This window comes from Variovorax sp. TLI9-5A (assembly GCF_056867935.1).
On the sequence record NZ_CP200310.1, the window covers coordinates 5125709 to 5147591 of the forward strand.

Here is a 21883-nt window from a genome sequence, read left to right on the forward strand (position 1 = left end):
TCGGCGGCAGCGCCGTTGCCGCCACATACCTTTCGATAGGTGCGCGCCGCGCGCCGGCTGGCCACCATGCCTTGGCGACGACCTCCGTTGGACATCGAGGACGCCGTACCAACAAACAAGGAGACCGTTGTGATCAAACGCTGGCTGACCTATGAAAACGCCGTGCTGGGCATGCTGTCACTGACCTTCGGGCTGGTGTTCTTCGACCGCATGGCCCTCACGTTCCTGCTGCCGCAGGTGGTGCCCGAACTGGGCCTTTCCGACACCCAGGTGGGTCTTCTCGGTGCCGCGGTCGGACTGTGCTGGGCCATCTCGGGCTACGGCTTCGGCGCACTGGCCGACCGCTCCGGCGCCCGGAAACGCATCCTCGTGGCGATGGTGATCGGCTTCTCGCTGTGTACCTTTTTCACCGGTGCGGCCGCGGGCTTCCTGGCGCTGCTGCTCGTGCGTGCGCTGATGGGCCTGACCGAGGGGCCGGTGCTGCCCATCGCGCAATCCATCATGGCCGAAGAGTCCTCGCCCAAGCGCCTGGGCTTCAACATGGGCGTGCTGCAGAACGCCTCGGGCACGCTGCTGGCGGGCCTTGTCGCACCGGTGCTGATGGTGGCGCTGGCGGAGCGCTTCGGTTGGCGCCAGTCGATGTACATCGTCGCGGTGCCAGGCCTCGTCATGGCGCTCGTGCTCGCCCTTTTCCTGCGCGCGCGCCGCGCCCCGGGCCCGCAGGCATCGGCCGCCGCAGCGACACCGCCCGCCCGGCTGACCGTGCGCCAGTTGCTCGGCTACCGCAACATCTGGCTGGGCGTCCTGATCGCCAGCACGCAGATGGCGTGGCTGATGATGGTGCTGCTCTTCGCGCCGCTGTACCTGGTGCGCAACCGCGGCATGGCGCCGCCCGACATGGGTTTCGTGATGGCGATGCTCGGGCTCGGTGCGCTGCTGTGGGGGCTGGTCGTGCCCGCGTTGTCGGACCGCTTCGGACGCAAGCCCGTGTACGTGGCCTTCACGTTCCTGGCGGCCGGCCTGCCGCTGGTGCTGGTTCACTTCAACGGGCCGGTGGGCTGGTTCGCCGCCGCGGTGTTCTGCACCCATCTGGCCGCGGGCTCGGCCGCGATCCCGATCTCCATCGTTCCGGCGGAATCGGTGCCCCGGCATGCGGTGGCATCGGCGGTGGGCTTGATCATGGGCATTGCCGAAATCATCGGCGGCGTCATCGCACCGGTGCTGGCTGGCGCGGCGGCCGACCACTGGGGGCCGGCCATGCCTTTCTACATCGGGGCTGGCGCGGCGGCTCTGTCGGCGGCGCTGGCGCTGTTCCTCATCGAAACCGCGCCGTCGCGGCGGGGCCGGACAGCCGGCGCCGCGGTTGCGCTGAATCCGGCGATCGCAAACGAGAAAGCCCTGTGAAAGTCGAAGACCTGTTCAGTGTGAAGGACCAGGTGGCCGTGGTCACCGGCGCGGCCAGCGGCCTGGGCCTGGCCTTTACCGAAGCGCTGGCCGAGAACGGCGCGACAGTGGTGATGATGGACCGCGACACGGCCGCGCTCGAGGCCGAGTCGGCCCGGCTGCTGGCCCTGGGCTGGCGGGTCGAGCGCGTGCCGCTCGACGTGACCGACCGGCCGGGGATGGACCGCGCCTTCGACGGCGTGATGGCGCGCCACGGAAAGATCGACACGGTGTTCGCCAACGCCGGCATCGACCCGGGACCCGGCTACGTCGCCCCCGACCGCAGCCACCGGCCGCCCGAAAACGCGCTCGAAAACTACGAGGACGCGCGGTGGGACAAAGTCATCGACATCAATCTCAATGGCGTCTTCACCACGCTGAAGGCGGCGGCCCGGCACATGAAGGTGCGCCAGCGCGGGCAGATCGTCATCACCACCTCGATTGCCGCGATCGCCGTCGAAGGCGGTATCGGCATGGCCTACATGGCGGCCAAGGCCGGCGCGGCGCACCTGATGCGCTGCGCCGCGCTGGAGCTGGCGCGCTACAACATCCGCGTCAATGCCATCGCCCCCGGCATGTTCGTCACCAACATCGGCGGCGGCTGGATGCGCGACCCGCAGGCGCAGGCGGCAATGGGCCGCCATGTTCCGCTGGGCCGCGTGGCGCATCCCGATGAACTCAAAGGTCTGGCGCTGTTCCTGGCCTCGCAGGCCTCCACTTATGCGACAGGCGCCCAGTTCGTGATCGACGGCGCGCAGAGCATCGGCACTGCCGACTGACGGGCATTCACAGACAAACGACAGGAGAACACTCGATGAGTGCAGACACCAATGTGCTGGTGGTGGGAGCGGGACCGACAGGCTTGCTGGCCGCCCTGGGGCTGGCCCGCATGGGCATCGCGGTGACGGTGGTCGACCAGGAACCGTCGCCGTCGAAGGCACCGCGCGCCACCAACTACATGCCGCCCGTCGTGAAGGTGCTCGACAGCTTCGGGGTGCTGGATGACCTCTTGATGGTGGCACTGAAGAACGACACCTTCTGGCAGTACTACAAGCTGGAGGACCAGCGCGTACCGGTTTGCTTCGACGTGGTCAAAGACCTGACGCCGTACCACTACGGCGTGCAATGCGGCCAGCACACGCTGGCCAGCGTGATCCTCCAGCATCTGGCGAAGCTGCCCCATGTCAAGGTGCTGTGGGGCCATCAGGTGCTCGGAATCCAGCAGGACGCAACCGGCGTCACCACCACGCTACAGACCCCGCAGGGCACCGAGACGCTGCGCAGCGACTGGGTGCTGGGCGCGGACGGCGCGCGCTCCGCGGTGCGCCGGTCCATCGGCGCGACGTTCGAGGGCCACACCTGGCCGGAGCGCTTCGTCGCCACCAACGTCTGGCTCGACCTGGAGGAACACGGCTTCGGCAAGACCACGCTCGTTCACCATCCGGTCGACTGGGCCATCACTGTGAAGATCAACAAGGAAGGCCTGTGGCGCGTGACCTTCGGCGAAGACGCGAGCCTGCCCGAGGACGAAGTCCTGCGGCGCATTCCCGAGCGGTACGGACGTATCCTGCCGGCCAGCGCGCAGCGGGCGGCGTACGACGTCGAATCGGCCGCACCGTACCGGGTGCACCAGCGCTGCGCTGACCGCTTGCGCGTCGGCCGCGTGCTGCTGGCTGGCGACGCCGCGCACATCACCAACCCAGCGGGTGGCATGGGGCTGAACACCGGCGCGCTGGATGCTGCTCACGTCGTCACGGCTCTGGGCGCGGTGATCCAGGGCCGTTGCGACGACAAGGTGCTCGACTTCTACGACGCCGACCGTCGCCGTGTGTACTGGGAGGTGACCAATTCCACCTCCACGGAACACAAGCGTCGCCTGCGCGAGCCCAGCCCCGCGCGGCGCGCGCAGGACTTCGGGATGCTCGTCGCAGCCCGCGAGAACCCGCACATTGCACGGGCCATCGTCATGTCCTTCTTCGACGCGGAAGGACATCCCATGCCGGTGTGATGGCGGATTTGTCCTTGATGCAATGCAGGAAACAACCGGAAGCGCGTGCGTCGTTTCGAACCTGTCTTTCTATAGGTGCGCCGGCCCTCCGTCCTGACGAGGATTGCGATGTTCGCCCGAGCAAGTCGGGCTCACGCCCCTCCCCGTACAACCCAGGAGAAGACGCCGACATGACTGCCCGACCCGACACCCTGACCATGCGCCCCCGGCCAGCCGGCCGCTTCGGTCCACCTGCGGCCAGGCTTTTGAACCACAGGGAAATCTGATGAACACGCAAAGTATCGAAGGCCGCGTGAGCGCGGACGAATGGCGCATGCGGTGCGACCTGGCCGCGGCCTACCGGTTGGCCGCGCTGTATGGCTGGACCGACCTGGTGTTCACGCACATGAGCGCGCGCCTGCCTGGCCCGGAGCACCATTTCCTGATCAACCCCTACGGCCTGATGTTCGACGAGATCACCGCTTCGTCGCTGGTCAAGGTGGACCTGCAATGCAACAAGCTCGATGACTCGCCCTTCCCGGTCAACCCGGCAGGGTTCGTGATCCACAGCGCGGTACACGAGGTGCGCGAAGACGCGCAATGTGTCATTCACACGCATACACGCGCGGGCGTGGCCGTGGCGGCGCAGAAAAATGGCCTGTTGCCGATCTCGCAGCAGAGCAGCGTAGTGCTGGGGTCTCTGGCGTACCACGATTACGAAGGCATCGCCTTCCGGCCGGCCGAGAAGCCGCGCCTGCAGGCGGATCTCGGTGACAAGCGGCACCTGTGCCTGCGCAACCATGGGCTGCTGACGGCGGCTCCCACCATTGCCGATGCATTTCTGGACATGTACATCTTCGAGAGTGCCTGCCAGATCCAGATTGCCGCCCAATCGGGCGGCGCCGAGTTGATCCCGGTCGAGGCTTCGATCATTGAGGTGAATGCAGAGGCAACCCGGGTGCAGACGAGCGGCAAGGGCGGCGGTTTTGTCTGGCCGGCGCTGCTGCGCAAGCTCGAGCGCATCGACCCCGGCTATCGCAGCTGACCTGACCCAAGCCGCGCGGGCTAAGGCGATGTCAGGCCTCTTCGTCGCTCCAGGCCTCGGCCAGCAAGGCCTTGAGCTGTGCCACCTTTGCTGCCCCGAGTTTCGCGGCGATCGCGGCCTCGATGGAATCCAGGTCCCGCGCCGCTCTCGCGGACATCGCCCAGCCCGCTTCGGTGAAGCGCAGCATCACCACCCTCGCATCCTCGGTCGAGGCCACGAACTCGACCAGCCCGTGGCGCGCCGCCTCGCTCGCCAGCTTGTGCACCGCCTGCCGCGAGATGCCCAGTCGCCGCGAGAGCTCCGACAAGCCCACGGGCTGCCCCCACATGTGGGCGAACAGCCGATTCATCGCGGGCGTGATGAAGCCGTAGCCGCTCACCACGGCGTGCTCCAGCACGCGCTCTTCCATCCAGTCGAAACGCTGCAGCAGCAGGTTTCTCAGGTAAGTCTTTCTCGAAGCCATGGAGATATTTTCATTCATCGCCTGTTGCCAGTTACTTCTGCATCGCCGGGTAAACCCGGGATCGCAGCCTAACCCGGCAACAGAATAATCATCAACCATGGTTGACGTTATTTTTCTCCCGGTCGCTCCGGCAGCCTCCGCACCAACGCCAAGGCGCGCGCCATGACCGGCCCCGTTTCGTACGCTCGCCGCGGCGAGGTTGCCGTGCTGACGCTGAACCTTCCCCCGTCAACGTGCTGGCCATGCCGCTGCGCATCGCGTTGTCGGCTTGCCTGGAACAGGCATCGCGCGACCCTGCCGTGCGCGCGGTGGTGCTGATCGGCGCCGGCAAGGTCTTCTGCGCAGGCGCCGAGCTGGCGGACTTCGACACCGACGGCCTGGACGAGCCGTCGCTCCACGCCACGATCAGCGAGCAGATCGAATCGATGGACAAGCCTGTGGTCGCGGCCGTCCACGGCAGCGCCCTGGGCGGCGGGCTGGAACTGGCGCTGTCATGCCACTACCGCCTCTGCACGCCCGATGCGAAGCTCGGGCTGCCCGAGATCACGCTCGGCTTCTTTCCCGGCGCAGGCGGCACGCAGAAGCTGCCGCGCGCCATCGGGCTCGAAGCGGCCCTGGACCTCATCCTCAGCGGACGCACGGTGCCCGCTTCGGCCTGGGCTGGCACCGCGCTGGTGAGCGCACTCGCCGAGGGTGACCTGCTCGAATGCGCCGTGGCTTTCGCCCTCGAGCATGCCGAGGCGCGGCCGCTGCCGCGCCTGCGCGACCGCCGCGTCGAGCATCCGTCGGCGCAGGCGCTGCTGCAGCTCGCCCGCCGCAGCGCGGCCGCGGACCGGCGTGCCTGGCCCGGCACCGCATTGGCGATCGACGCCATCGAACACAGCCTCGCGGACTTCGAGGCCGGCATGCGCTTCGAGATCGAGCACTTCCGCGCCCAGGCCGCCACCGAGCCGGCGCGCGCACTGCGCTACGGTTTCCTCGCCCGCACACAGGCGCGCAAGCTGGCCGGCCTCGCTCCCGATGCCGCGGCGCGACCGATCAAGCGTGCGCTGGTCATCGGTGCCGGCCTGATGGGCACCGGCATCGCGATCTGCTTCGCGCAGGCAGGCATTCCGGTCACGCTCACCGACCGCGACGAGGCCGGCCTGGCCCGTGGCCGGGCCACCATCGACAGCTATTGCAGCGCGCAGGCCCGGCGCATCGGCGAGGCCGAAGCCATGGCCCTGCGCGAGCGCTTTGCCTTCACGCTCGACGAGCGCCCGTGGCGCGAAGCCGATGTGCTTGTCGAGGCCGCGTTCGAAGACTTCGATCTGAAACAGGCCCTGCTGCAACGCATGGCCGCGCTGGCGCATCCGGCAGCGCTGATCGCGAGCAACACTTCCACGCTCGACCTCGATGCCCTGGCTGCCGGCACCGCGCGCCCCGCCGACGTGGTGGGCCTGCATTTCTTCAGCCCCGCGCAGGCCATGCCGCTGCTGGAGGTCGTGCGCACGGCCCACACTGGCGACGCCGCATTGGCCACGGCGATGGCGCTTGCATCGCGCCTGCGCAAGACGCCGGTGGTAGCCGGCGTGTGCGATGGCTTCATCGGCAACCGCATCCTCGATGCCTACATCGCCCAGGCCTGCCGCCTCGTCGAGGAAGGCGCCTGGCCTGAGCAGGTCGATGCCGCGCTCGAGGCCTGGGGCTTTGCGATGGGTCCCTTCCGCATGCTCGACCTGGTAGGCAACGACGTGCCCTGGGCCGCACGCCGCCACCGCCGCGCACGCGGCGTGGCCGAGCGCCACGGCATTGCCGACGCCTTGTGCGAGCAGGGCTGGTTCGGCCAGAAGACGGGCCAGGGCTGGTACCTTCATGGCGAAGGCGCGAGACGCCCGCAGCCCGCGCCGCAAGTGCACGCGCTGATCGAGACCTTCGCGGCGGAGCGGGGCATCGTGCGCCGCAGCGTGGCTGCGCAGCAGATCGTCCAGCGCTGCCTGCTCGCGCTGATCAACGAAGGCGCGCGCGTGCTCGGCGAAGGCATCGCACAGCGCGGATCCGACATCGATGTCGTCTACGTGGCCGGCTACGGCTTCCCGGCCGCCAAAGGCGGCCCGATGTTCCAGGCCGACGAGATGGGCTTGGTGAACGTGCTGCGGCTGCTGAGCGAGCAGGCCAGCCAGGCGGGCGGCGATGCCTCGCAGGCCGGCTTCTGGCGCCCTGCTCCACTGATCGGCATCCTGGCCGCTTCCGGCCGCAGCCTGCGCGACACGCAGTCCCTTGATACGCAGGCCCTCGACACGCAGGAGATGGCCGCATGAGCGAGGTCGTGATCCTGTCCACGGCGCGGCCACCCCTGTGGCTGCTCACGCACGCGCATGGCCGGGCATGCGCTGCTCGATGGGTGGCGCTGCTGGAAATTGCCTGAGCCATGCCCATGGACATGCTGACGATCGCCACCCAGGACGACATCGCGCGCATCGAGCACGTGCCGCTGGCGCAACGGCTGCCCTGGCGCAGCGTGGGCGCGCTGCTGGAAGCCGCGGCCTCGGCCCATCCCGACGCGACCGCCTGGATCTACCTGCCACATCCGGGCCAGCCCAGCTTCGAACCGGCAAGCCGCCAGAGCCATGCCGAGTTCAACGCGACGCTGCGACGCGCCGCCGCGCTGTGGCGCCGGCTGGCCGCGCAGCACGGCAGGGCCACGCCCGTCGTGGCCTGCCTGCTGCACCATGGGCCACAAGCGCACCATGCAACCTGGAGCGCCGAATGCGCCGGCGTTGCGCTGCCGGTCAACCCGATGCTGGAGACCGAGCACATCGCCAGCCTGCTGCGCGCGGCGGATGCCCATGTGCTGGTGGCAAGCCGTGCCGATGCGCAGATCTGGGCGAAGGTGCCCGGGCTGCTCGAACTGGTGCCCGGGCTGCGTGCGGTGGTGGCGGTCCGCGACGAGCCCTGGGCGCCTGCGCAGCCGGCCGGCCCGATGCGCGTGCCCCTGCTCGACTGGGACGAGGCGCTGGCCCGTGAAGACGCGGACGTTCCCCTAGACGCCACGGCGCCGGACGACCCGCGGCAACTCTGCGCATGGTTCCACACCGGCGGAACCACCGGCCAGCCCAAGCTCGCCGCGCAGCACCATCTGGGGCAGGTCTTCGACAACGCGGTCTCGGCGGCGATGTACGGCCTGCGGCCGGGCCACCTCGTGCTGGGCGCGATGCCGCTGTTCCACGTTGCCGGCCTCACGCTCACCGGGCTGGCGCCGCTGTCGGCGGGTGCAGCCGTGCTGCTGGTGGGCGGCGGCTGGCGCAACAAGGCGCTGTACCCGCGCATCTGGCAGTTGCTGGCGCAGCACCGCGTGACGCACGTCTCGACGGTGCCGACCGTTCTGAGCTCGCTGCTGGACGTGCCCGTCGATGCCGACATCTCATCGCTCGAACTCGTGTGGTGCGGGGCGGCACCGCTGCCGCGCGCAACGCTCACGCGCTTCGAGGCCCACGCCGGCGTGCCGGTGATCGAGGGCTACGGCTGCACCGAGCTGCATTGCGTGGCAACGCAGAACCCGTTGCATGGCAGCCGCAAGCCGGGTTCCATCGGCCTGCGGCTGCCCTACACCCGGCTGCGCGTGGCGCTGCCCGGCACGCCGACGCGCGATTGCCCACCGGGCGAGGTCGGTCATCTGCTGTTCCAGGGGCCGAACGTCTTCGGCGGCTACCTCGGGATCCCATCCGGGCAGCAGCCCCTCGACGCCGAAGGCTGGTACGACAGCGGCGACCTCGGCTGGCAAGACGCCGACGGCTTCGTCTGGCTGATCGGACGGGCACGCGACCTGATCATCCGCGGCGGCCACAACATCGACCCGGCGCCGGTGGAGGAAGCCCTGCTGCGCCATCCGGCGGTCGAAGCGGCCGCCGTCGTCGCACGGCCCGACGCCCATGCCGGCGAGATCCCGGTGGCCTACGTCAAGCTGCGCCGAGGCGAAGCCTTCGACGCCGAAGCGCTGCAGGCGCACCTGCGGCGGCAGACGATCGAGCGGGCGGCCGTTCCCGATTGGATCGAGCCGCTGCCCGAACTGCCGGTCACGGCGGTCGGCAAGCTCGCCCGCAACCGGCTTCGCGCGCGCGCAGCCGACCGCGCCGTGCGCGCGTTGCTCGGCGCGGCCGGCATCGCGGTGCGCGATGTCAGTGCCCGCGACGAAGGCCGCGGCGTGCAGGTGGAGGTCGAGCTGGAGAGCCCGCAGGACCAGGCGGATGTCCAGGCCCTGCTGGGACGCCTGTCGCTGCAGGTGCGAGTGCACTGAACAGCCGCCGCGCATTCCGATGAACTGAAAAGCCCGGCGCTGCAACACAAGGAACATTCGAATGAAGGACGTGCAAGGGAAAGTGGCTTTCATCACCGGCGCGGCCAGCGGCATCGGCCTGGGGCTGGCGCAGGCCTTTCTGGAAGCCGGCATGAAAGTGGTGCTGGCCGACGTGCGCCGCGCAGCGCTGGAGGCCGCCGCAGCCGGCCTCGGTCCGGCCGCGGGGCGCTACCACCTGATGGAGGTGGACGTCACCGACCGGGCGCGGATGGCCCGTGCCGCCGATGAGGTCGTCGAGGTGTTCGGCAAGGTGCACGTGCTGTGCAACAACGCCGGCGTCAGCGGCGTCTCGCCCATGCACGAGGCCGGGTACGAAGAGTGGGACTGGGTTCTGGGCGTCAACCTGTTCGGCCTGATCAACGGCGTGAAGAGTTTCCTGCCGAAGCTGCGCGCGCATGGCGAGTGGGCGCACATCCTCAACACCTCGTCGATGGCCGGGCTGATTCCGATGCCCGCCCCCGGCGGCATCTATGCGACGAGCAAGTTCGCCGCGCGCGGCTTCAGCGAATCGTTGCGCATTGCGCTGGCCGGCAGCGGCGTGGGCGTGTCGGTGCTGTGCCCCGGCCTGGTGAAGACCGGCATGATGCAGACCGGCACCGAGCTGTCGCCGGTGCCGGCTGACGCGGACGGTCCTTCGCCGTTCGGGGCCGGAGTCAACATGCTCGACGCCGGGGTCGAGCCGATCGTGATCGGCCGGCGCGCCCTGCAAGGCATTGCCGCGAACGAGGCCTACATACTGACCCACGGCGAGTTCCGCGATGAACTCGCCGAAGTGTTCGAGGAGATCCTTGACGCATTCCCGCCCGCCCCCGGTCCCGAGGCTGCGGACCGGTTGGCCATGGAGAACGGCCGGCGCCAGGCCGTGGCGGCGGCAAAGGCCAGCCTGAAGCAGGCCGGCTGAGCCGGGCCCGCACTCATCGCCCATGAACTGCACGGCGAAGCGCATCGACCTGCTGGGTCCTGCATCGGCGCGTGGGGGCGGGATTACGCGCATGTGAGCTTGAGACAGGTACCCACAATAATTAGTCCAAATTGACGTCATCGCCGATGCGATAGACGTCACCGGCGACTCGCGACGCCTCTGGAGACAAATATGGATGTGCTGGAAACGCGACTTTTTCCGCCACGCCGCGAAGGCGAGTTGATCTCCCGAAGCGCCAGCCAGACGGTGCTGCGGGACATCGAGGCGCGGCGGCTGGTGCTGATCAAGGCGCCGGCGGGCTATGGCAAGTCCACGCTGATGGGCGAGTGCTATTGGAGCCTGAGACACCGTTCACGCACGGCGGTATGGCTCAGCCTGAACGAGTTCGACGGATCGGTCGCCGAATTGGTGGTTCACCTGCGCGCAGCCCTGATCGCCCGCGGCGTGGCCGTACCGGAATGGACCGGCTCCGGCGCCAAATCGATCGAAAGCCGTTGGTTGGGTCGTGTGGCAGCCATGTTCGACCATGCCTTGCTCGCGCAGGACGAACCGGTCTATGTCTTCCTCGACGATCTGCACGCCATTCACGGCTCGGCCGCCGAACGCCTGCTCGCGATGCTGGTGAAAGAGGCGCCCGACAACGTCCGCTGGATCGTCGGCAGCCGCGGCGCGCCGGGGTTCCCGCTGGCGCGGCTGAGAGCCCTGGGGCGGGTCTCGGAAGTCGACGTCAATACCATGCGTTTCACCCTGGAAGACGCGCGCAGGCTGCTCTCGCAGGACAGTGGCCGCGTGGTCTCGCAGCGCCTGGCCCAATTGACGCATGAGCGTACCGAAGGCTGGGCGGCGGGCCTGCAGATGGCGTCGATCGCGCTCCAGCGCGCGGCGGATGAGAACAGCTTCGCCGACCGGCTCACCGGCGATCAGCGCGACGTCGCCGCGTTCCTGTCCGAAGACGTGTTCAGCCGTCTTGAGCCGGCAGTGCAATCCTTCCTGCTGCGCATCTGCGTGCTCACCCGCTTCTGCCCGGCATTGTGCGATGCGCTGACGCAAGGCGACGATGGCCGCGCGATGGTCGATGAGCTGGAAGCGTCCAGCCTGTTCATCTTCTCGCTCGATGAAGAACGGCACTGGTACCGTTTTCATCACCTGTTCGCAGAATTCCTGCAGCGCCAGTTGCGCGAGCGCGAGCCGGGGCTCGAACGCGAGCTCCATCGGCGCGCCAGTATCTGGTATTCGGACAACGGACTGGTCGTCGAGGCCATCCGGCATGCGCTGAGCAGCGAGGACCACCATCTGGCGGCCGGCATGCTCGATCGCTGGTGGAGCACGATCGACCGCCGCGGTATCTACTCGGCAAGCGTGGCCTGGGCGGAGGAGTTGCCGGCCCAGGTGCTGAACGAATACCCGGGGCTGCAGCTTTGGCGCTCGCTCTATCTGCTGTGCGAGCGCCGTCTGGATGAGGCCCGGCTGCTGCTCGAAGGCGTGACGGCGCGGCTGTCGCGCATGGCGCAGGATCCGTCGGTCGAACCGCTGCGGCTGCGCCAGTGGCAGTACCTGTGTCTGCATCGCCAACTGATCCTGGCGAAATTCAGCGATGACATCGCGGGCGTCGAGAGGCTGGCCGCCGAGTTGCATCAGCGTGCGACCGAATCGGTGGACTACTACCTGGAAGGCACTGTGCAAATGGCCTTGCTCCTGGCCAGGCGGGAGCAATACCGCCTGGGCGACTGCGAGGCATTGAGCGTCAAGTCGCGCGCGATGTTCTTGCGTTCGGCGAACGAACCGACGCTGATCTGGCTCGGCTGCATCGTCGGCCCCGCGCTGCTCCAGCGCGGCGAGATCGACGCCGCTATCGAGCAGTATCGTGCTTCCCTCGCACTGGTCGCGCGCGTCACTGCGATGGGAGATCAGGATATGGCCGCCATGCCCTTGGCTCTGCTGGCGGAGGCGCTGATCGAGCGCTACGACCTGCCCGAGGCACGCGATTGCTATGAGCGGGCCGAGCCCATGGGCCATGGCGTGGGCTTGATCGACGACCTGGTGGCCGCGTATGTGAGCCGGGCGCGCCTGTGTGCCCACGATGGCGAGCATGCCAAGGCGCAGGCGCTGCTGCGCGAGGGCCTGGGGCAGGCACAGGCGGGCGGATACGAGCGCCTGCGCTGGCACGTCGTCCACGAGCGCATTCGCCAGGCCGTGCTGGCAGGCGACGTACTGGGCGCGCAGCGGGTCGCTTCGGATACGGGCCTGCCGCAAGACGACGCGCTGCTGCGTCCGGGCACAGCGGTGACCACAAAGCAGGAAGTAATGGCGATGGCGTGGGCACGGCTTGCCATGGCCTGCGGGCGCCACGCCGAGGCGCTGCGGCTCATGCGCGCCTGGCTGGGCTTCGCGGAATCGCGCGGCGCAGTGGCATCGCAAGTACGGCTGGGCATCCTGGCTGCGCGGGCCCAATACGCCGGCGGTGACGGGCGAGGGGCATTGCGCACCATCCGGCAGGCCCTGGGCCAGGCGGCCATCGGCGGCATGGTGTTCGCCTTCGTCATCGAAGGCGAACCGGTCCGCTCCCTGGTGCTGAAAGCGCTTGAAGTCGAGGACGAGCCTGATGCGGCCATCGGCATCTTGCGCCGTCGCCTGTGCGTGGCCCTGGGCGCGCCGCTGCCAAGTTCGCAGCCCAACCCGAAGTCGCTTGCCGCTTCGGCGAACGAGCTGTCGGGCCGAGACATCCGGGACAGCGCGGCACCGATCGAGCCGTTGACGGCACGCGAGGTGGACATCCTGCGCTTTGTCTCGCGCAACATGCTCAACAAGGAAATCGGAGACCGCATCGGACTGACCGAAGGCTCGGTCAAGTGGTACATGCAGCAGATCTACGACAAGCTCGGCGTGCGACGCCGCCTGGGCGCTCTGGAGAAGGCGCGGGCGCTGGGCTACGTCAACTGAGTCATGCCTGAGGCTCGGCTTCCTCCGCGTCCCAGGGGTGCGGCAGGCCGGGATTGGTCTGCACAATGAACTGCTTGAGCAGATTCTTCAGCGACACGCTTTCCCAGGGGCCCAACTGGCCGAGGCATTCCGACTCGATCGCTTTGGTCATCGCAAGGACCTGAAGAATCTCGTCGTGACCGGTTGGGGTGAGAAACAGCCGGCGAGTATCAGGCTCGATGCGAATCAGCCCGCGGGCAGCCAGGCGGTCGATGGCGGACGTTGCCGCGCCGAGTCCGAGGTCGGCCAGCGTTGAACAGAATGCGGCCGCGCCGCGGCCATCGTTGTGAAAGAGCGGCATCAGCACGAAAAATTCCTCTTGCGTCAACTCGCGGGCCGCCAGGGTGCGCTGCACGCGCAGATGAAACTGCTGGCTGGCGCGCCACAGGAGGTAGCCCAGGAACTCATCATCGAAGCGGCTGTCGATGGGCGCGCCTTCCGGGGGCGCCAGCGTGAGCGGCGGCGTCTTGCGGGTCGCCACCGCGTACTTGCCGCCATGAAAGACCAGCGGTGCCCGGTCGGAGCGATCGAAGGCGACGACCTGGCCGACGAAGATGATGTGGTCACCGCCTTCGTAGCGGAAGCTGGTGCGACACTGCAGCCGCGTCGTGCAGCGCGGAAGCAGAGGCATGTCCTGGATGCCGGACTCGAGTTCGATGCCCTCGAACTTGTTCTCGCCGGCCCGGGCAAAGCGCGTCGACAGCGCATCCTGCTCGGTAGACAGGATGTGCACGGCCCAGTGCTCGGCGCGCTGGAAGGCCTCAAGACTGCGCGATGTCTTGGCCAGGCTCCATAGCACCAGTGGCGGCTCGAGCGAGACGGAGTTGAAGCTGTTCACGGTCACGCCGAATGGCGCACCTTCGGCGTCGCGGGTGGTCACGATCGTGACGCCGGTGGTGAAGGTGGCGAGGGCATCGCGCAGGGCGCGCGGATCGCTCGTGGCGCGGACTTCGGTTGGCGATTCGGTATTCATCGGGCCACTATGGGCCCCCGCCTTGCCTGCGACAACTATCTTTGGGCAGGTTCCTCGGGTCGGTCGGCCGTGCCGAGCGTGGCGGCGCGGAATACCCGTGGCGCCGTTTCTTCATTCCGAGGTGCCGCCCTGCGCAGCGGGATCTGCCGCTCGCGCGGAACCCGGTACGTGCGATGGCAAGGGAACTCGCTCGCCCGTGGCGAGCATGCGTCGCACCATCGTCGAATAGCTTGCCGCGATCTGCTCGCCCTCGAGCGCACCTCCGGCCTCGTACCAATTGGTGATCCAGTTCTGGGCGCCGACGATGAAGAAGCTGACCATTTTCGGGTCGCATGGAACGATGCTGCCGTCCTCGACGCCGCTGCGGATCAACTCGCGCAAGTCGTACGCCAGCCAACGCCGCGCGGCGATGATCGGTTCGGAGTGCGCCTCGTCGAGGGTTCCGGGCTCCAAAAACGTAAAAGTCGAAGTGACCGACGAAGTCATTGCGATGACGACGTTGTGAACCAGACGCGTGATGCGGTCCAGACCATCCACGCCGTCGCGCACGGCGTCGTCCCGGGCCTGCCGCGCGGCCATCAGGGAGCGCACGTGCAGCTCGTAGAGCAGCTCCATCTTGTTTTTCGCGTAGTGGTAGATGGCGGGCTTGGTCACGCCGAGCTCGGAAGCAATGTCCGCAAGCGAGGCACCGTGGAATCCGTGCCTGTGAAACCAGCGCGCGGCGCATTCGAGCAGTGCCTCCTTCTTGAGGTCTCGCTGCTTCTGGACTGAAACCTGCGTGAGGCCCCACTTGGGCAACTCTTCAGGCGGTACTTCAAAGGTCATGCAAAAGACTCCGGATCACCCCTGTTGCGGGCGATTTGAATGAGCGTATACTGAATTTAACGATCGTTAAAATTCAACGCGAATGAACCAGATTGATCTGAAAGGGCAACGTGCCATTGTCACGGGCGGATCCCGGGGCATGGGCCATGCTATCGCACGACGCCTGCTCCAGTCGGGGGCCACCGTGACGGTGTGGGCACTCGACGATGCCGCACTTCGAGAGAGCGAGCATGAACTTTCTGCATTTGGCTCGATCCGCGCGAATGCGGTCGACGTGAGCGACGAGGCCGCAGTCGTCGACGCCATGAAGTCTGCAATGGCCACCATGCATGGCGTGGACATCCTGGTGAACAGCGCAGGCATCAGCGGGCCGCACCAGCACGCGTGGGAAATGGATCTGAAGGACTGGCGTCGGGTGATGGACGTGAACCTGACCAGCGCGTTCCTCTGCTGTCGCGCCGTCATTCCACACATGCTGGCCGCGCGATACGGGCGCATCGTCAACGTCGCATCCGTGGCGGGCAAGGAAGGTTCGCCGCTGCTCGGCGCCTACTCGGCTTCGAAGGCCGGGATGATCGGACTGACCAAGGTGTTGGGCAAGGAGCTCGCAACGTCCGGCATCCTGGTGAACGCCATCGCGCCCGGACCTACCCGCACCGAGATGACGGCCCACACGCCGCCCGAGCAGGTCAAGGCGATGATCTCGCGCGTTCCCATGCAGCGGATGATGGAGCCCGACGAGGTTGGCGCCGCCGTGGCCTGGCTCTCGAGCCGTGAATGCAGCTTCAGCACGGGGTCGGTGCTGGACCTGTCCGGCGGCCGGTCCGGGCACTGACATGACACAGCACCAAGCACTGCAGGGCCAGGTGGTCGTGGTCACGGGCGCAGCCTCCGGCATCGGTTTTGCCTGCGCATCGGAATTCGCCAGGTCCGGCGCAACGGTCGTCCTGCTGGACCGGGACGCACAGGCGCTCTCCTGCGCAGCCGCCAGCCTCGGCGGTCCTGCGCCGGCGCAGGCGTGGCCCTGCGACGTGACAGACAGCGATGCGCTGGCGCTCGGCATTGCCGCCCTCGAGAAAGCGCATGGCCGGATCGACGTGCTGGTGAACTGCGCCGGCATCAACTCACCGAACCGGCACTTCGCGCGAACCTCTGCAGCCGAATGGGACCGTGTCGTCGCCGTCAATCTCTCCGGCATGTTCTACGCGTGCCACGCGGTGCTCGCGGGCATGCGAAGTCGCGGCGGCGGCACGATCATCAACTTCGCCTCCTGGGCCGGACGGCACGCCGCCTTCTTTCCGGGCGTGGCCTACAGCGCCAGCAAGCGGGCGGTGCTCGCACTCACTGAGTCCATCAACATCGAAGAGGGACTCAACGGCATTCGCGCCACGGCCATCGTGCCTGAGGAGGTCGCCACGGCCATCGTCGACCAGCGCCCCGTTCCACCGACGCCCGAGGAGCGCGCCCGGATGCTCACTCCCGAGGACGTCGCATCTTGCGTGGTGTTCGCAGCGTGCATGCCGCCGCGCGCCTGCATCAACGAACTCGTCGTAAGCCCGACCTGGAACCGGGACTACCTCGGGTTGCACCGTACCGCCCTCTCGGCGCGGACGTGAGCCCGCTTCTCAGATCAACACAACACGGCCATGCCGAACTGGAGACGCAAATGACAAAAATCAACCGCCGACAAGTCCTCGCAGTCGCTGCTGCATCGGGCGCCGGCCTGATGGGATTCCGTGCGAGTGCTTCCGGGCAAATGCTCGACCAGGCACGCTTCGTCACGGGTTTCGCGGCGGGCGGCACCACCGATGCGATCGCGCGCCGCGTTGGAGAAGCGGTCACCGGCAGCTATGCGAAGGTGATCATCATCGAGAACAAGACGGGCGCGGCCACGCGCATCGGCATCGAATACGTGAAGCACGCCGCCCCTGACGGGGCCACGGCGCTCGTCTCGCCGGCGGGCATGATGTTCATGTATCCGCACATCTACGAGAAGCTCTCGTACGACCCGTTCAAGGACTTCGTTCCCGTCTCCGCGATTGCCACGACCGGCTTCGGTCTTGCCGTGGGCCCGGCGGTGCCGCCATCCGTGACCAACCTGGCCCAGTTCGTGGAATGGTGCAAGGCCAACCCGAAGCAGGCGAACTTCGGCTCGCCGGCCTCCGGTTCGATGCCCCACCTGATGATCGAGGCATGGAAGCGCAGGATCGACCTCGACCTCGTGCACACGGGATACCGGGGCGCCGGTCCCGCGGTGCTCGACCTCGTCGGCGGCCAGATTTCGGCCGTCACCTCGGGCCTCGGTGACTTCCTTCCTTATCTGCCGTCCGGCCGGATTCGCGTCCTGGCGACCGGCGGCACGCGCCGCACCAAGTACACGCCCAACGTTGCGACCTTCATCGAGCAAGGCGTGAAGGACTTCGTCTTCCAGGAAGACTACGCCGTGTTCATGCCTGCGCGCACCCCGGCGGAGCACGTCAATCGCCTGGCGGCCGACATCAAGACGGCCCTGCAGAAGCCGGCCGTGCTGGAGATGCTCGACAAGTTCGGCCTCGAGCCGCACGCCACGACGCCCGCCGAGCTCGGCCAGATCGTCAAGACCGAATACGACCGCTTCGGGCCCATCGTGAAGACGATCGGCTTCAAGGCGGACTGAAGCAACCCAATCAAAGGAGCAGTTCGATGGGGCAGATGAGCGCTGGACGCGCGATCGTGGAAGTACTGAAGGCCGAGGGCGTGCGCGCCGTCTTCGGAATGCCGGGCGGTCATACCCTGAGCATCTACGATGCGCTGTACGACACACCCGAGATCAGGCACGTGCTGGTTCGGCACGAGCAGGTGGCCGCCAGCATGGCGGCCGGGTACGCGCAGTTGACGGGGGAACCAGGGGTTTGCTGCGTGACCGCCGGGCCGGGCGCCACCAATCTGGTGACCGGCATTGCCGAAGCCTTCATCGGCGCGCTGCCGATCGTGATCCTGGCAGGACGGGCGGCCACATCGACCACCCACCGTGGTGCCAGCCAGGAGATTGCCCAGGATCAGGTGTTCCGTCCGATCACGAAATGGGCGGTGCGCGTGGACCGGCCGGATTCCATCATCGAGATCCTGCGCCAGGCCTTCGTGATCGCGCGCTCCGGAAAGCCGGGGCCGGTGCTCGTCGACCTTCCCCGAGACCTGCTCTCGCAGATGGTGGAATTCGATCGGTACCGTCCGGCCGGTCGCCCCGCACGGGTCCGGCCGGAGCGCGATCCCGTCCAGCGCGCTGCCAGCGCCTTGGTCGCGGCCGAGCGACCTCTCCTGGTCGCCGGTGGCGGCGTGATCGCCTCTGACGCCAGCGCGGTGCTCCGGCAACTGGCCGAACACCTGTCGATTCCGGTCCTCTCGACGCTGTCCGGCCGCGGCAGCCTCCCCGACGACCATCCCCTCGCTGCGGGCGGCATCGGCCACCATCGCACTTCACTCACCCGCGACCTCCTGCCCGGGGCAGATGTCGTGCTGGGAGTCGGCTGCCGCTTCGAAGAACAGGAAACGAATTGGCAGGAAAGCTATCTTCCCTCGTGCGAAGCCTGCTATATCCAGGTCGACATCGACGGCGCGGAACTCGGCCGCAGCGTGCAGCCGGAGATCGGGATCGTGGGGGATGCGAGGGAGGTTCTGCAGGATCTCCTCGACGCAGTGAAGGCGATGCAGCCTGCGCCTGCGGCCGCCCCTTCGACGCGGGACCGTCTGGCAACGATCGACGCCGAACGCGCGAAGTTGCGCGCCGACTCCATGGCAGCGGCCGCGTCCGAGCAGAAGCCCCTCCACCCGTTGCGCCCCATTCGCATGGCACGCGAAGTGTTTCCGCGCGACAGCGCCGTCGCCATCGACGTCGGCGTGCTGGCCCAGGGAATGGCCGGCGCGTTCCCCAACTTCGACCTCTACGAGCCGCGCACGACCATCGTGCCATCGAGCTTCTACGGCATGGGCTTCGCCGCGGCGGCGCTTCCGGTGGCAAAGCTCGTGTATCCCGACCGCCCTGCCCTGGGTTTCGTGGGTGACGGCTCCTTCCAGATGATCATGAACGTGCTGCCCACTGCGGCCGAGCACGGCCTCCCCGTCACCTGGTGCGTCCTGAACGACCAGGCCCTGGGGTCGATCTGGGATGGGCAGCGCAACGTGTTCAAGAGCCGGTTCATCGGGACCACCTTCGACGTCCAGCCGGACTTTGCCCAAGTGGCACGCGCGTGCGGCTGCCACGGCGAGCGGGTCGAGAACCCGGCTGACGTCGAGCCGGCGCTGCGCCGGGCCCTCGAAGCGAACCGAAGGGGGCAGCCGGCCGTCATCGATTTCCTCGTCGCGAAGGAACGCCTCGAGGCCAGCACCGAATTCTTCACCCGCAAGTAATCCGCTCCTCTTCTCCCAGGTCCTCACATGTCCCTCATCGATCTCTCTCGCTTCGAAGGCTGTCTCTTCGACGGAACGTGGACGCCAGCTGTAGAGCGTCAGCCCGTGCCGGAGCCGGCAACCGGCCATACCCTCTTCAACGTCGGCTCGGCCACGCCCAAGGAAGTCGCCACGGCGGCCGCAACCGCACGCGCGGCACAGCCCGCATGGGCGAAGAAGCCCCACAAGGAGCGGGCGGCCATCTTCCGCAAGGCCGCCGACCTGTTGGACGCGCATGCCGATGCGATCACGCCGACGCTGATGCGCGAATCCGGTTCCATCGCGCCGAAGATCGGCGTCGAACTGCAGATGGCCGCCGGTATCTGTCGCGAAGCCGCGGCGATGTGCAGCCAGCCGGCCGGCCTCATGCTGCCCGCCGACGACGGCCGTATCTCGCTTGCACGCCGGGTGCCGCACGGTGTGGTGGGTGTCATCTCCCCGTTCAACTTTCCGCTGATTCTCTCCATCCGCGCAGTCGCGCCGGCGCTCGCCGCAGGTAATGCGGTGGTTTTGAAGCCGGATCTCCGTACGCCAATCCTGGGCGGTTTCCTGATCGCGCGCATCTTCGAGGAAGCCGGCTTGCCGGCAGGCTGCCTGCACGTGCTCCCCGGGGGCGCGGGAGCGGGCGAGGCAATGTGCATCGACAGGAACATCGCCATGATCTCGTTCACCGGCTCGACTGCGGTCGGCAGCCGCGTCGGCGAGCTGGCCGGCAAGCACCTGAAGAAGGTGACCCTGGAGCTGGGCGGAAAGAATTCCCTGGTTGTCCTGGACGATGCCGACGTTGCAGTCGCGGCCTCGAACGCGGCCTGGGGCTGCTACCTGCACCAGGGCCAGATCTGCATGACCACGGGCCTGGTGTTCGTGCACGAAAAGGTCTACGAACCCTTCCTGCAGGCTCTGATTGCAAAGGCGAAGCACCTGCCTGTTGGCGATCCGGCGTCCGGACAGGTCGCTCTCGGACCCATCATCGACCAGCGTCAGGTCACGCGCATCGACGGCATCGTGCGCGATACCGTCGCCGCCGGAGCGGTGCTCGAGGCGGGCGGCACGCACGACGGGCCGTTCTTCCAGCCGACGGTCTTGACGGGTGTGAAGCCGGGCATGCGCAGCTTCGAGGAGGAAGTATTCGGCCCGGTGGCTTCGGTGGTCCGTTTCCATGACGAGGATGAACTCGTGGCCCTTGCGACGCGTACCGAATACGGCCTCACCCTTGGGGTCATTACAGCCAACGTCGCCCGCGGCCTGGCGCTCGCAGAGCGCATTCCCACGGGCATCGTGCACATCAACGACCAGACGGTGGGTGACGACCCCAGCGTGCCGTTCGGGGGGCGTGGCGCCTCCGGCAATGGCGGCCGCCACGGCGGCCCCGCCAACTGGGAAGAATTTGCCCAGTGGCAGTGGGTCACGATCGACGCCTCGGCGCACGCCTATCCCTTCTGATCCCGACTTCACCACCATAAAACCGAAGGAGACAGCAATGCAATTGACCCGCCGTCAGGTGCTGCAAGGCGCCGCAAGTTCCACGGTACTGGCCGTAGCGGGACCGGCCTTCGCCCAAGGCAGCGACATCGCCCGCGTGATCGTGGGCTTCCCGGCCGGTGGCACGGCTGACACCATGTGCCGCCGTCTGGCTGAGCGGCTGCAACCCGGCTATGCGAAGTCGGTCGTCGTGGACAACAAGCCGGGTGCGGGAGGCAAGATCGCCGTCCAGTCGATGAAGTCCCTGCCGGCGGACGGCAGCGTGATGTTGCTGACGCCGATGTCCATGCTCGGCATCTATCCGCATACGTACAAGAACGTCGGCTACAACCCTTTCACCGACCTCACACCCGTTTCGCTGTCGACGACTTTCGAGTTCGGCTTCTGCATCGGGCCGGCCGTGCCCGAATCCGTGCGTACGTTGAGCGATTTTCTGGCTTGGGCGAAAACCAATCCGGGCAAGGCGAACTTCGGCTCGCCTGCGCCAGGTTCCATCCCGCATTTCATCGGCGTGCTGCTGGGCCAGGCAGGCGGCGCACAGCTCACGCACATCGCCTACCGCGGTACCGGACCGGCGCTGCTCGATCTCATCGGCGGTCAAGTGGCGGCGGTGTCCGGCCTGATCGGTGACATCAACGCCCAGATGGCGAGCGGGAAGGTGCGCCTTCTCGGCGTATCGGGTGAGAAACGCAGCAAGTTCGCTCCGCAGGTGCCGACCTATGCCGAGCAGGGCTTCAAGGACCTGGTGTTCAGCGAGTGGTATGGCATCTATCTGCCTCCAGGGGCCAAACCCGACGTGGTGCAACGCCTCCATGCGGCGCTGGTGCCGGCGCTCGCGTCCCCTGAGCTGGCTCAAGGCATCGCGGCGATGGGGCTCGAGCCGGCATCTTCGACGCCTGCAGAACTCGAGGCCCGGCTGAAGGCGGACACCCAGCGCTGGGGGCCCATCGTGCGCTCCATCGGCTTCACGGCTGACAGCTGATCGCCAGAAAAGGAAGATTCG

17 protein-coding genes are annotated in these 21883 nt (G+C 67.5%); 14 read left to right on the forward strand and 3 right to left on the reverse strand.

Going from position 1 to position 21883, the window contains the following annotated elements:
* Window positions 1-129 precede the first annotated feature (129 nt).
* From AC1VNX_RS24300 to AC1VNX_RS24315, 4 genes are all read left to right on the forward strand, one after another.
* The gene (locus AC1VNX_RS24300) at window positions 130-1404 is read left to right on the forward strand and encodes an MFS transporter (RefSeq protein ID WP_483160200.1); all 1275 of its coding nucleotides are present in this window, start codon (window positions 130-132) and stop codon (window positions 1402-1404) included.
* On the forward strand, window positions 1401-2222 hold the full coding sequence (locus AC1VNX_RS24305; RefSeq protein ID WP_483160201.1) for an SDR family NAD(P)-dependent oxidoreductase: 822 nt from the start codon (window positions 1401-1403) through the stop codon (window positions 2220-2222). The genes AC1VNX_RS24300 and AC1VNX_RS24305 overlap by 4 nt, the downstream gene beginning before the upstream one ends.
* A gap of 35 nt (window positions 2223-2257) precedes the next feature.
* The gene (locus AC1VNX_RS24310; protein WP_483160202.1) at window positions 2258-3451 is read left to right on the forward strand and encodes an FAD-dependent oxidoreductase; all 1194 of its coding nucleotides are present in this window, start codon (window positions 2258-2260) and stop codon (window positions 3449-3451) included.
* Between the two features lie 265 nt (window positions 3452-3716).
* On the forward strand, window positions 3717-4475 hold the full coding sequence (locus AC1VNX_RS24315; RefSeq protein ID WP_483160203.1) for a class II aldolase/adducin family protein: 759 nt from the start codon (window positions 3717-3719) through the stop codon (window positions 4473-4475).
* A 31-nt stretch (window positions 4476-4506) separates the two neighbouring features.
* On the opposite strand, the gene AC1VNX_RS24320 is transcribed toward AC1VNX_RS24315, so the two are convergent.
* On the reverse strand, window positions 4507-4938 hold the full coding sequence (locus tag AC1VNX_RS24320; RefSeq protein WP_307615703.1) for a MarR family winged helix-turn-helix transcriptional regulator: 432 nt from the start codon (window positions 4936-4938) through the stop codon (window positions 4507-4509).
* A 101-nt stretch (window positions 4939-5039) separates the two neighbouring features.
* On the opposite strand from AC1VNX_RS24320, the gene AC1VNX_RS24325 reads away from it, so the two are divergent.
* The 4 genes from AC1VNX_RS24325 to AC1VNX_RS24340 all read left to right on the forward strand — a co-directional run bounded on the left by AC1VNX_RS24325 (window position 5040) and on the right by AC1VNX_RS24340 (window position 13136).
* Window positions 5040-7238 (forward strand): 3-hydroxyacyl-CoA dehydrogenase NAD-binding domain-containing protein, encoded by a 2199-nt coding sequence (locus tag AC1VNX_RS24325; RefSeq protein ID WP_483160204.1) that lies wholly within the window; start codon window positions 5040-5042, stop codon window positions 7236-7238.
* A gap of 116 nt (window positions 7239-7354) precedes the next feature.
* Entirely contained in the window at window positions 7355-9214 is a 1860-nt protein-coding gene (locus tag AC1VNX_RS24330; RefSeq protein ID WP_483160205.1) for an AMP-binding protein, read from the forward strand.
* 61 nt (window positions 9215-9275) lie between these two features.
* On the forward strand, window positions 9276-10175 hold the full coding sequence (locus AC1VNX_RS24335) for an SDR family NAD(P)-dependent oxidoreductase (protein ID WP_483160206.1): 900 nt from the start codon (window positions 9276-9278) through the stop codon (window positions 10173-10175).
* A gap of 192 nt (window positions 10176-10367) precedes the next feature.
* On the forward strand, window positions 10368-13136 hold the full coding sequence (locus AC1VNX_RS24340; RefSeq protein WP_483160207.1) for a winged helix-turn-helix domain-containing protein: 2769 nt from the start codon (window positions 10368-10370) through the stop codon (window positions 13134-13136).
* Window position 13137: 1 nt separating this feature from the next.
* Here AC1VNX_RS24340 and AC1VNX_RS24345 read toward each other — a convergent pair whose 3' ends face one another.
* Both AC1VNX_RS24345 and AC1VNX_RS24350 read right to left on the reverse strand, forming a co-directional pair.
* The gene (locus AC1VNX_RS24345; RefSeq protein WP_483160208.1) at window positions 13138-14148 is read right to left on the reverse strand and encodes a flavin reductase; all 1011 of its coding nucleotides are present in this window, start codon (window positions 14146-14148) and stop codon (window positions 13138-13140) included.
* A gap of 111 nt (window positions 14149-14259) precedes the next feature.
* Entirely contained in the window at window positions 14260-14973 is a 714-nt protein-coding gene (locus AC1VNX_RS24350; protein ID WP_307615709.1) for a TetR/AcrR family transcriptional regulator, read from the reverse strand.
* Window positions 14974-15055: 82 nt separating this feature from the next.
* On the opposite strand from AC1VNX_RS24350, the gene AC1VNX_RS24355 reads away from it, so the two are divergent.
* Genes AC1VNX_RS24355 through AC1VNX_RS24380 form a run of 6 tightly spaced genes read left to right on the forward strand, consistent with a single transcriptional unit; the run spans window position 15056 to window position 21862 of the window.
* Entirely contained in the window at window positions 15056-15808 is a 753-nt protein-coding gene (locus AC1VNX_RS24355) for an SDR family NAD(P)-dependent oxidoreductase (protein ID WP_483160209.1), read from the forward strand.
* 1 nt (window position 15809) lies between these two features.
* On the forward strand, window positions 15810-16589 hold the full coding sequence (locus AC1VNX_RS24360) for an SDR family oxidoreductase (RefSeq protein ID WP_483160210.1): 780 nt from the start codon (window positions 15810-15812) through the stop codon (window positions 16587-16589).
* A gap of 50 nt (window positions 16590-16639) precedes the next feature.
* Window positions 16640-17629: a tripartite tricarboxylate transporter substrate-binding protein gene (locus AC1VNX_RS24365; RefSeq protein WP_483160211.1), complete on the forward strand. Its 990-nt coding sequence runs from the start codon at window positions 16640-16642 to the stop codon at window positions 17627-17629.
* 26 nt (window positions 17630-17655) lie between these two features.
* Window positions 17656-19359 (forward strand): thiamine pyrophosphate-binding protein, encoded by a 1704-nt coding sequence (locus tag AC1VNX_RS24370; RefSeq protein ID WP_483160212.1) that lies wholly within the window; start codon window positions 17656-17658, stop codon window positions 19357-19359.
* A gap of 27 nt (window positions 19360-19386) precedes the next feature.
* Window positions 19387-20841, forward strand: a complete 1455-nt coding sequence (locus AC1VNX_RS24375) for a benzaldehyde dehydrogenase (RefSeq protein WP_483160213.1) — start codon at window positions 19387-19389, stop codon at window positions 20839-20841.
* Window positions 20842-20878: 37 nt separating this feature from the next.
* Window positions 20879-21862, forward strand: a complete 984-nt coding sequence (locus tag AC1VNX_RS24380; RefSeq protein ID WP_483160214.1) for a Bug family tripartite tricarboxylate transporter substrate binding protein — start codon at window positions 20879-20881, stop codon at window positions 21860-21862.
* Window positions 21863-21883 lie beyond the last annotated feature (21 nt).

Bases quoted from the DNA above. Each gene is read 5' to 3' on its own strand.
- AC1VNX_RS24310 (WP_483160202.1), top strand. From the start codon at position 2,258: ATGAGTGCAGACACCAATGTGCTGGTGGTGGGAGCGGGACCGACAGGC.
- AC1VNX_RS24315 (WP_483160203.1), top strand. From the start codon at position 3,717: ATGAACACGCAAAGTATCGAAGGCCGCGTGAGCGCGGACGAATGGCGC.
- AC1VNX_RS24320 (WP_307615703.1), bottom strand. From the start codon at position 4,938: ATGGCTTCGAGAAAGACTTACCTGAGAAACCTGCTGCTGCAGCGTTTC.
- AC1VNX_RS24330 (WP_483160205.1), top strand. From the start codon at position 7,355: ATGGACATGCTGACGATCGCCACCCAGGACGACATCGCGCGCATCGAG.
- AC1VNX_RS24335 (WP_483160206.1), top strand. From the start codon at position 9,276: ATGAAGGACGTGCAAGGGAAAGTGGCTTTCATCACCGGCGCGGCCAGC.
- AC1VNX_RS24340 (WP_483160207.1), top strand. From the start codon at position 10,368: ATGGATGTGCTGGAAACGCGACTTTTTCCGCCACGCCGCGAAGGCGAG.
- AC1VNX_RS24345 (WP_483160208.1), bottom strand. From the start codon at position 14,148: ATGAATACCGAATCGCCAACCGAAGTCCGCGCCACGAGCGATCCGCGC.
- AC1VNX_RS24350 (WP_307615709.1), bottom strand. From the start codon at position 14,973: ATGACCTTTGAAGTACCGCCTGAAGAGTTGCCCAAGTGGGGCCTCACG.
- AC1VNX_RS24355 (WP_483160209.1), top strand. From the start codon at position 15,056: ATGAACCAGATTGATCTGAAAGGGCAACGTGCCATTGTCACGGGCGGA.
- AC1VNX_RS24360 (WP_483160210.1), top strand. From the start codon at position 15,810: ATGACACAGCACCAAGCACTGCAGGGCCAGGTGGTCGTGGTCACGGGC.
- AC1VNX_RS24365 (WP_483160211.1), top strand. From the start codon at position 16,640: ATGACAAAAATCAACCGCCGACAAGTCCTCGCAGTCGCTGCTGCATCG.
- AC1VNX_RS24370 (WP_483160212.1), top strand. From the start codon at position 17,656: ATGGGGCAGATGAGCGCTGGACGCGCGATCGTGGAAGTACTGAAGGCC.
- AC1VNX_RS24375 (WP_483160213.1), top strand. From the start codon at position 19,387: ATGTCCCTCATCGATCTCTCTCGCTTCGAAGGCTGTCTCTTCGACGGA.
- AC1VNX_RS24380 (WP_483160214.1), top strand. From the start codon at position 20,879: ATGCAATTGACCCGCCGTCAGGTGCTGCAAGGCGCCGCAAGTTCCACG.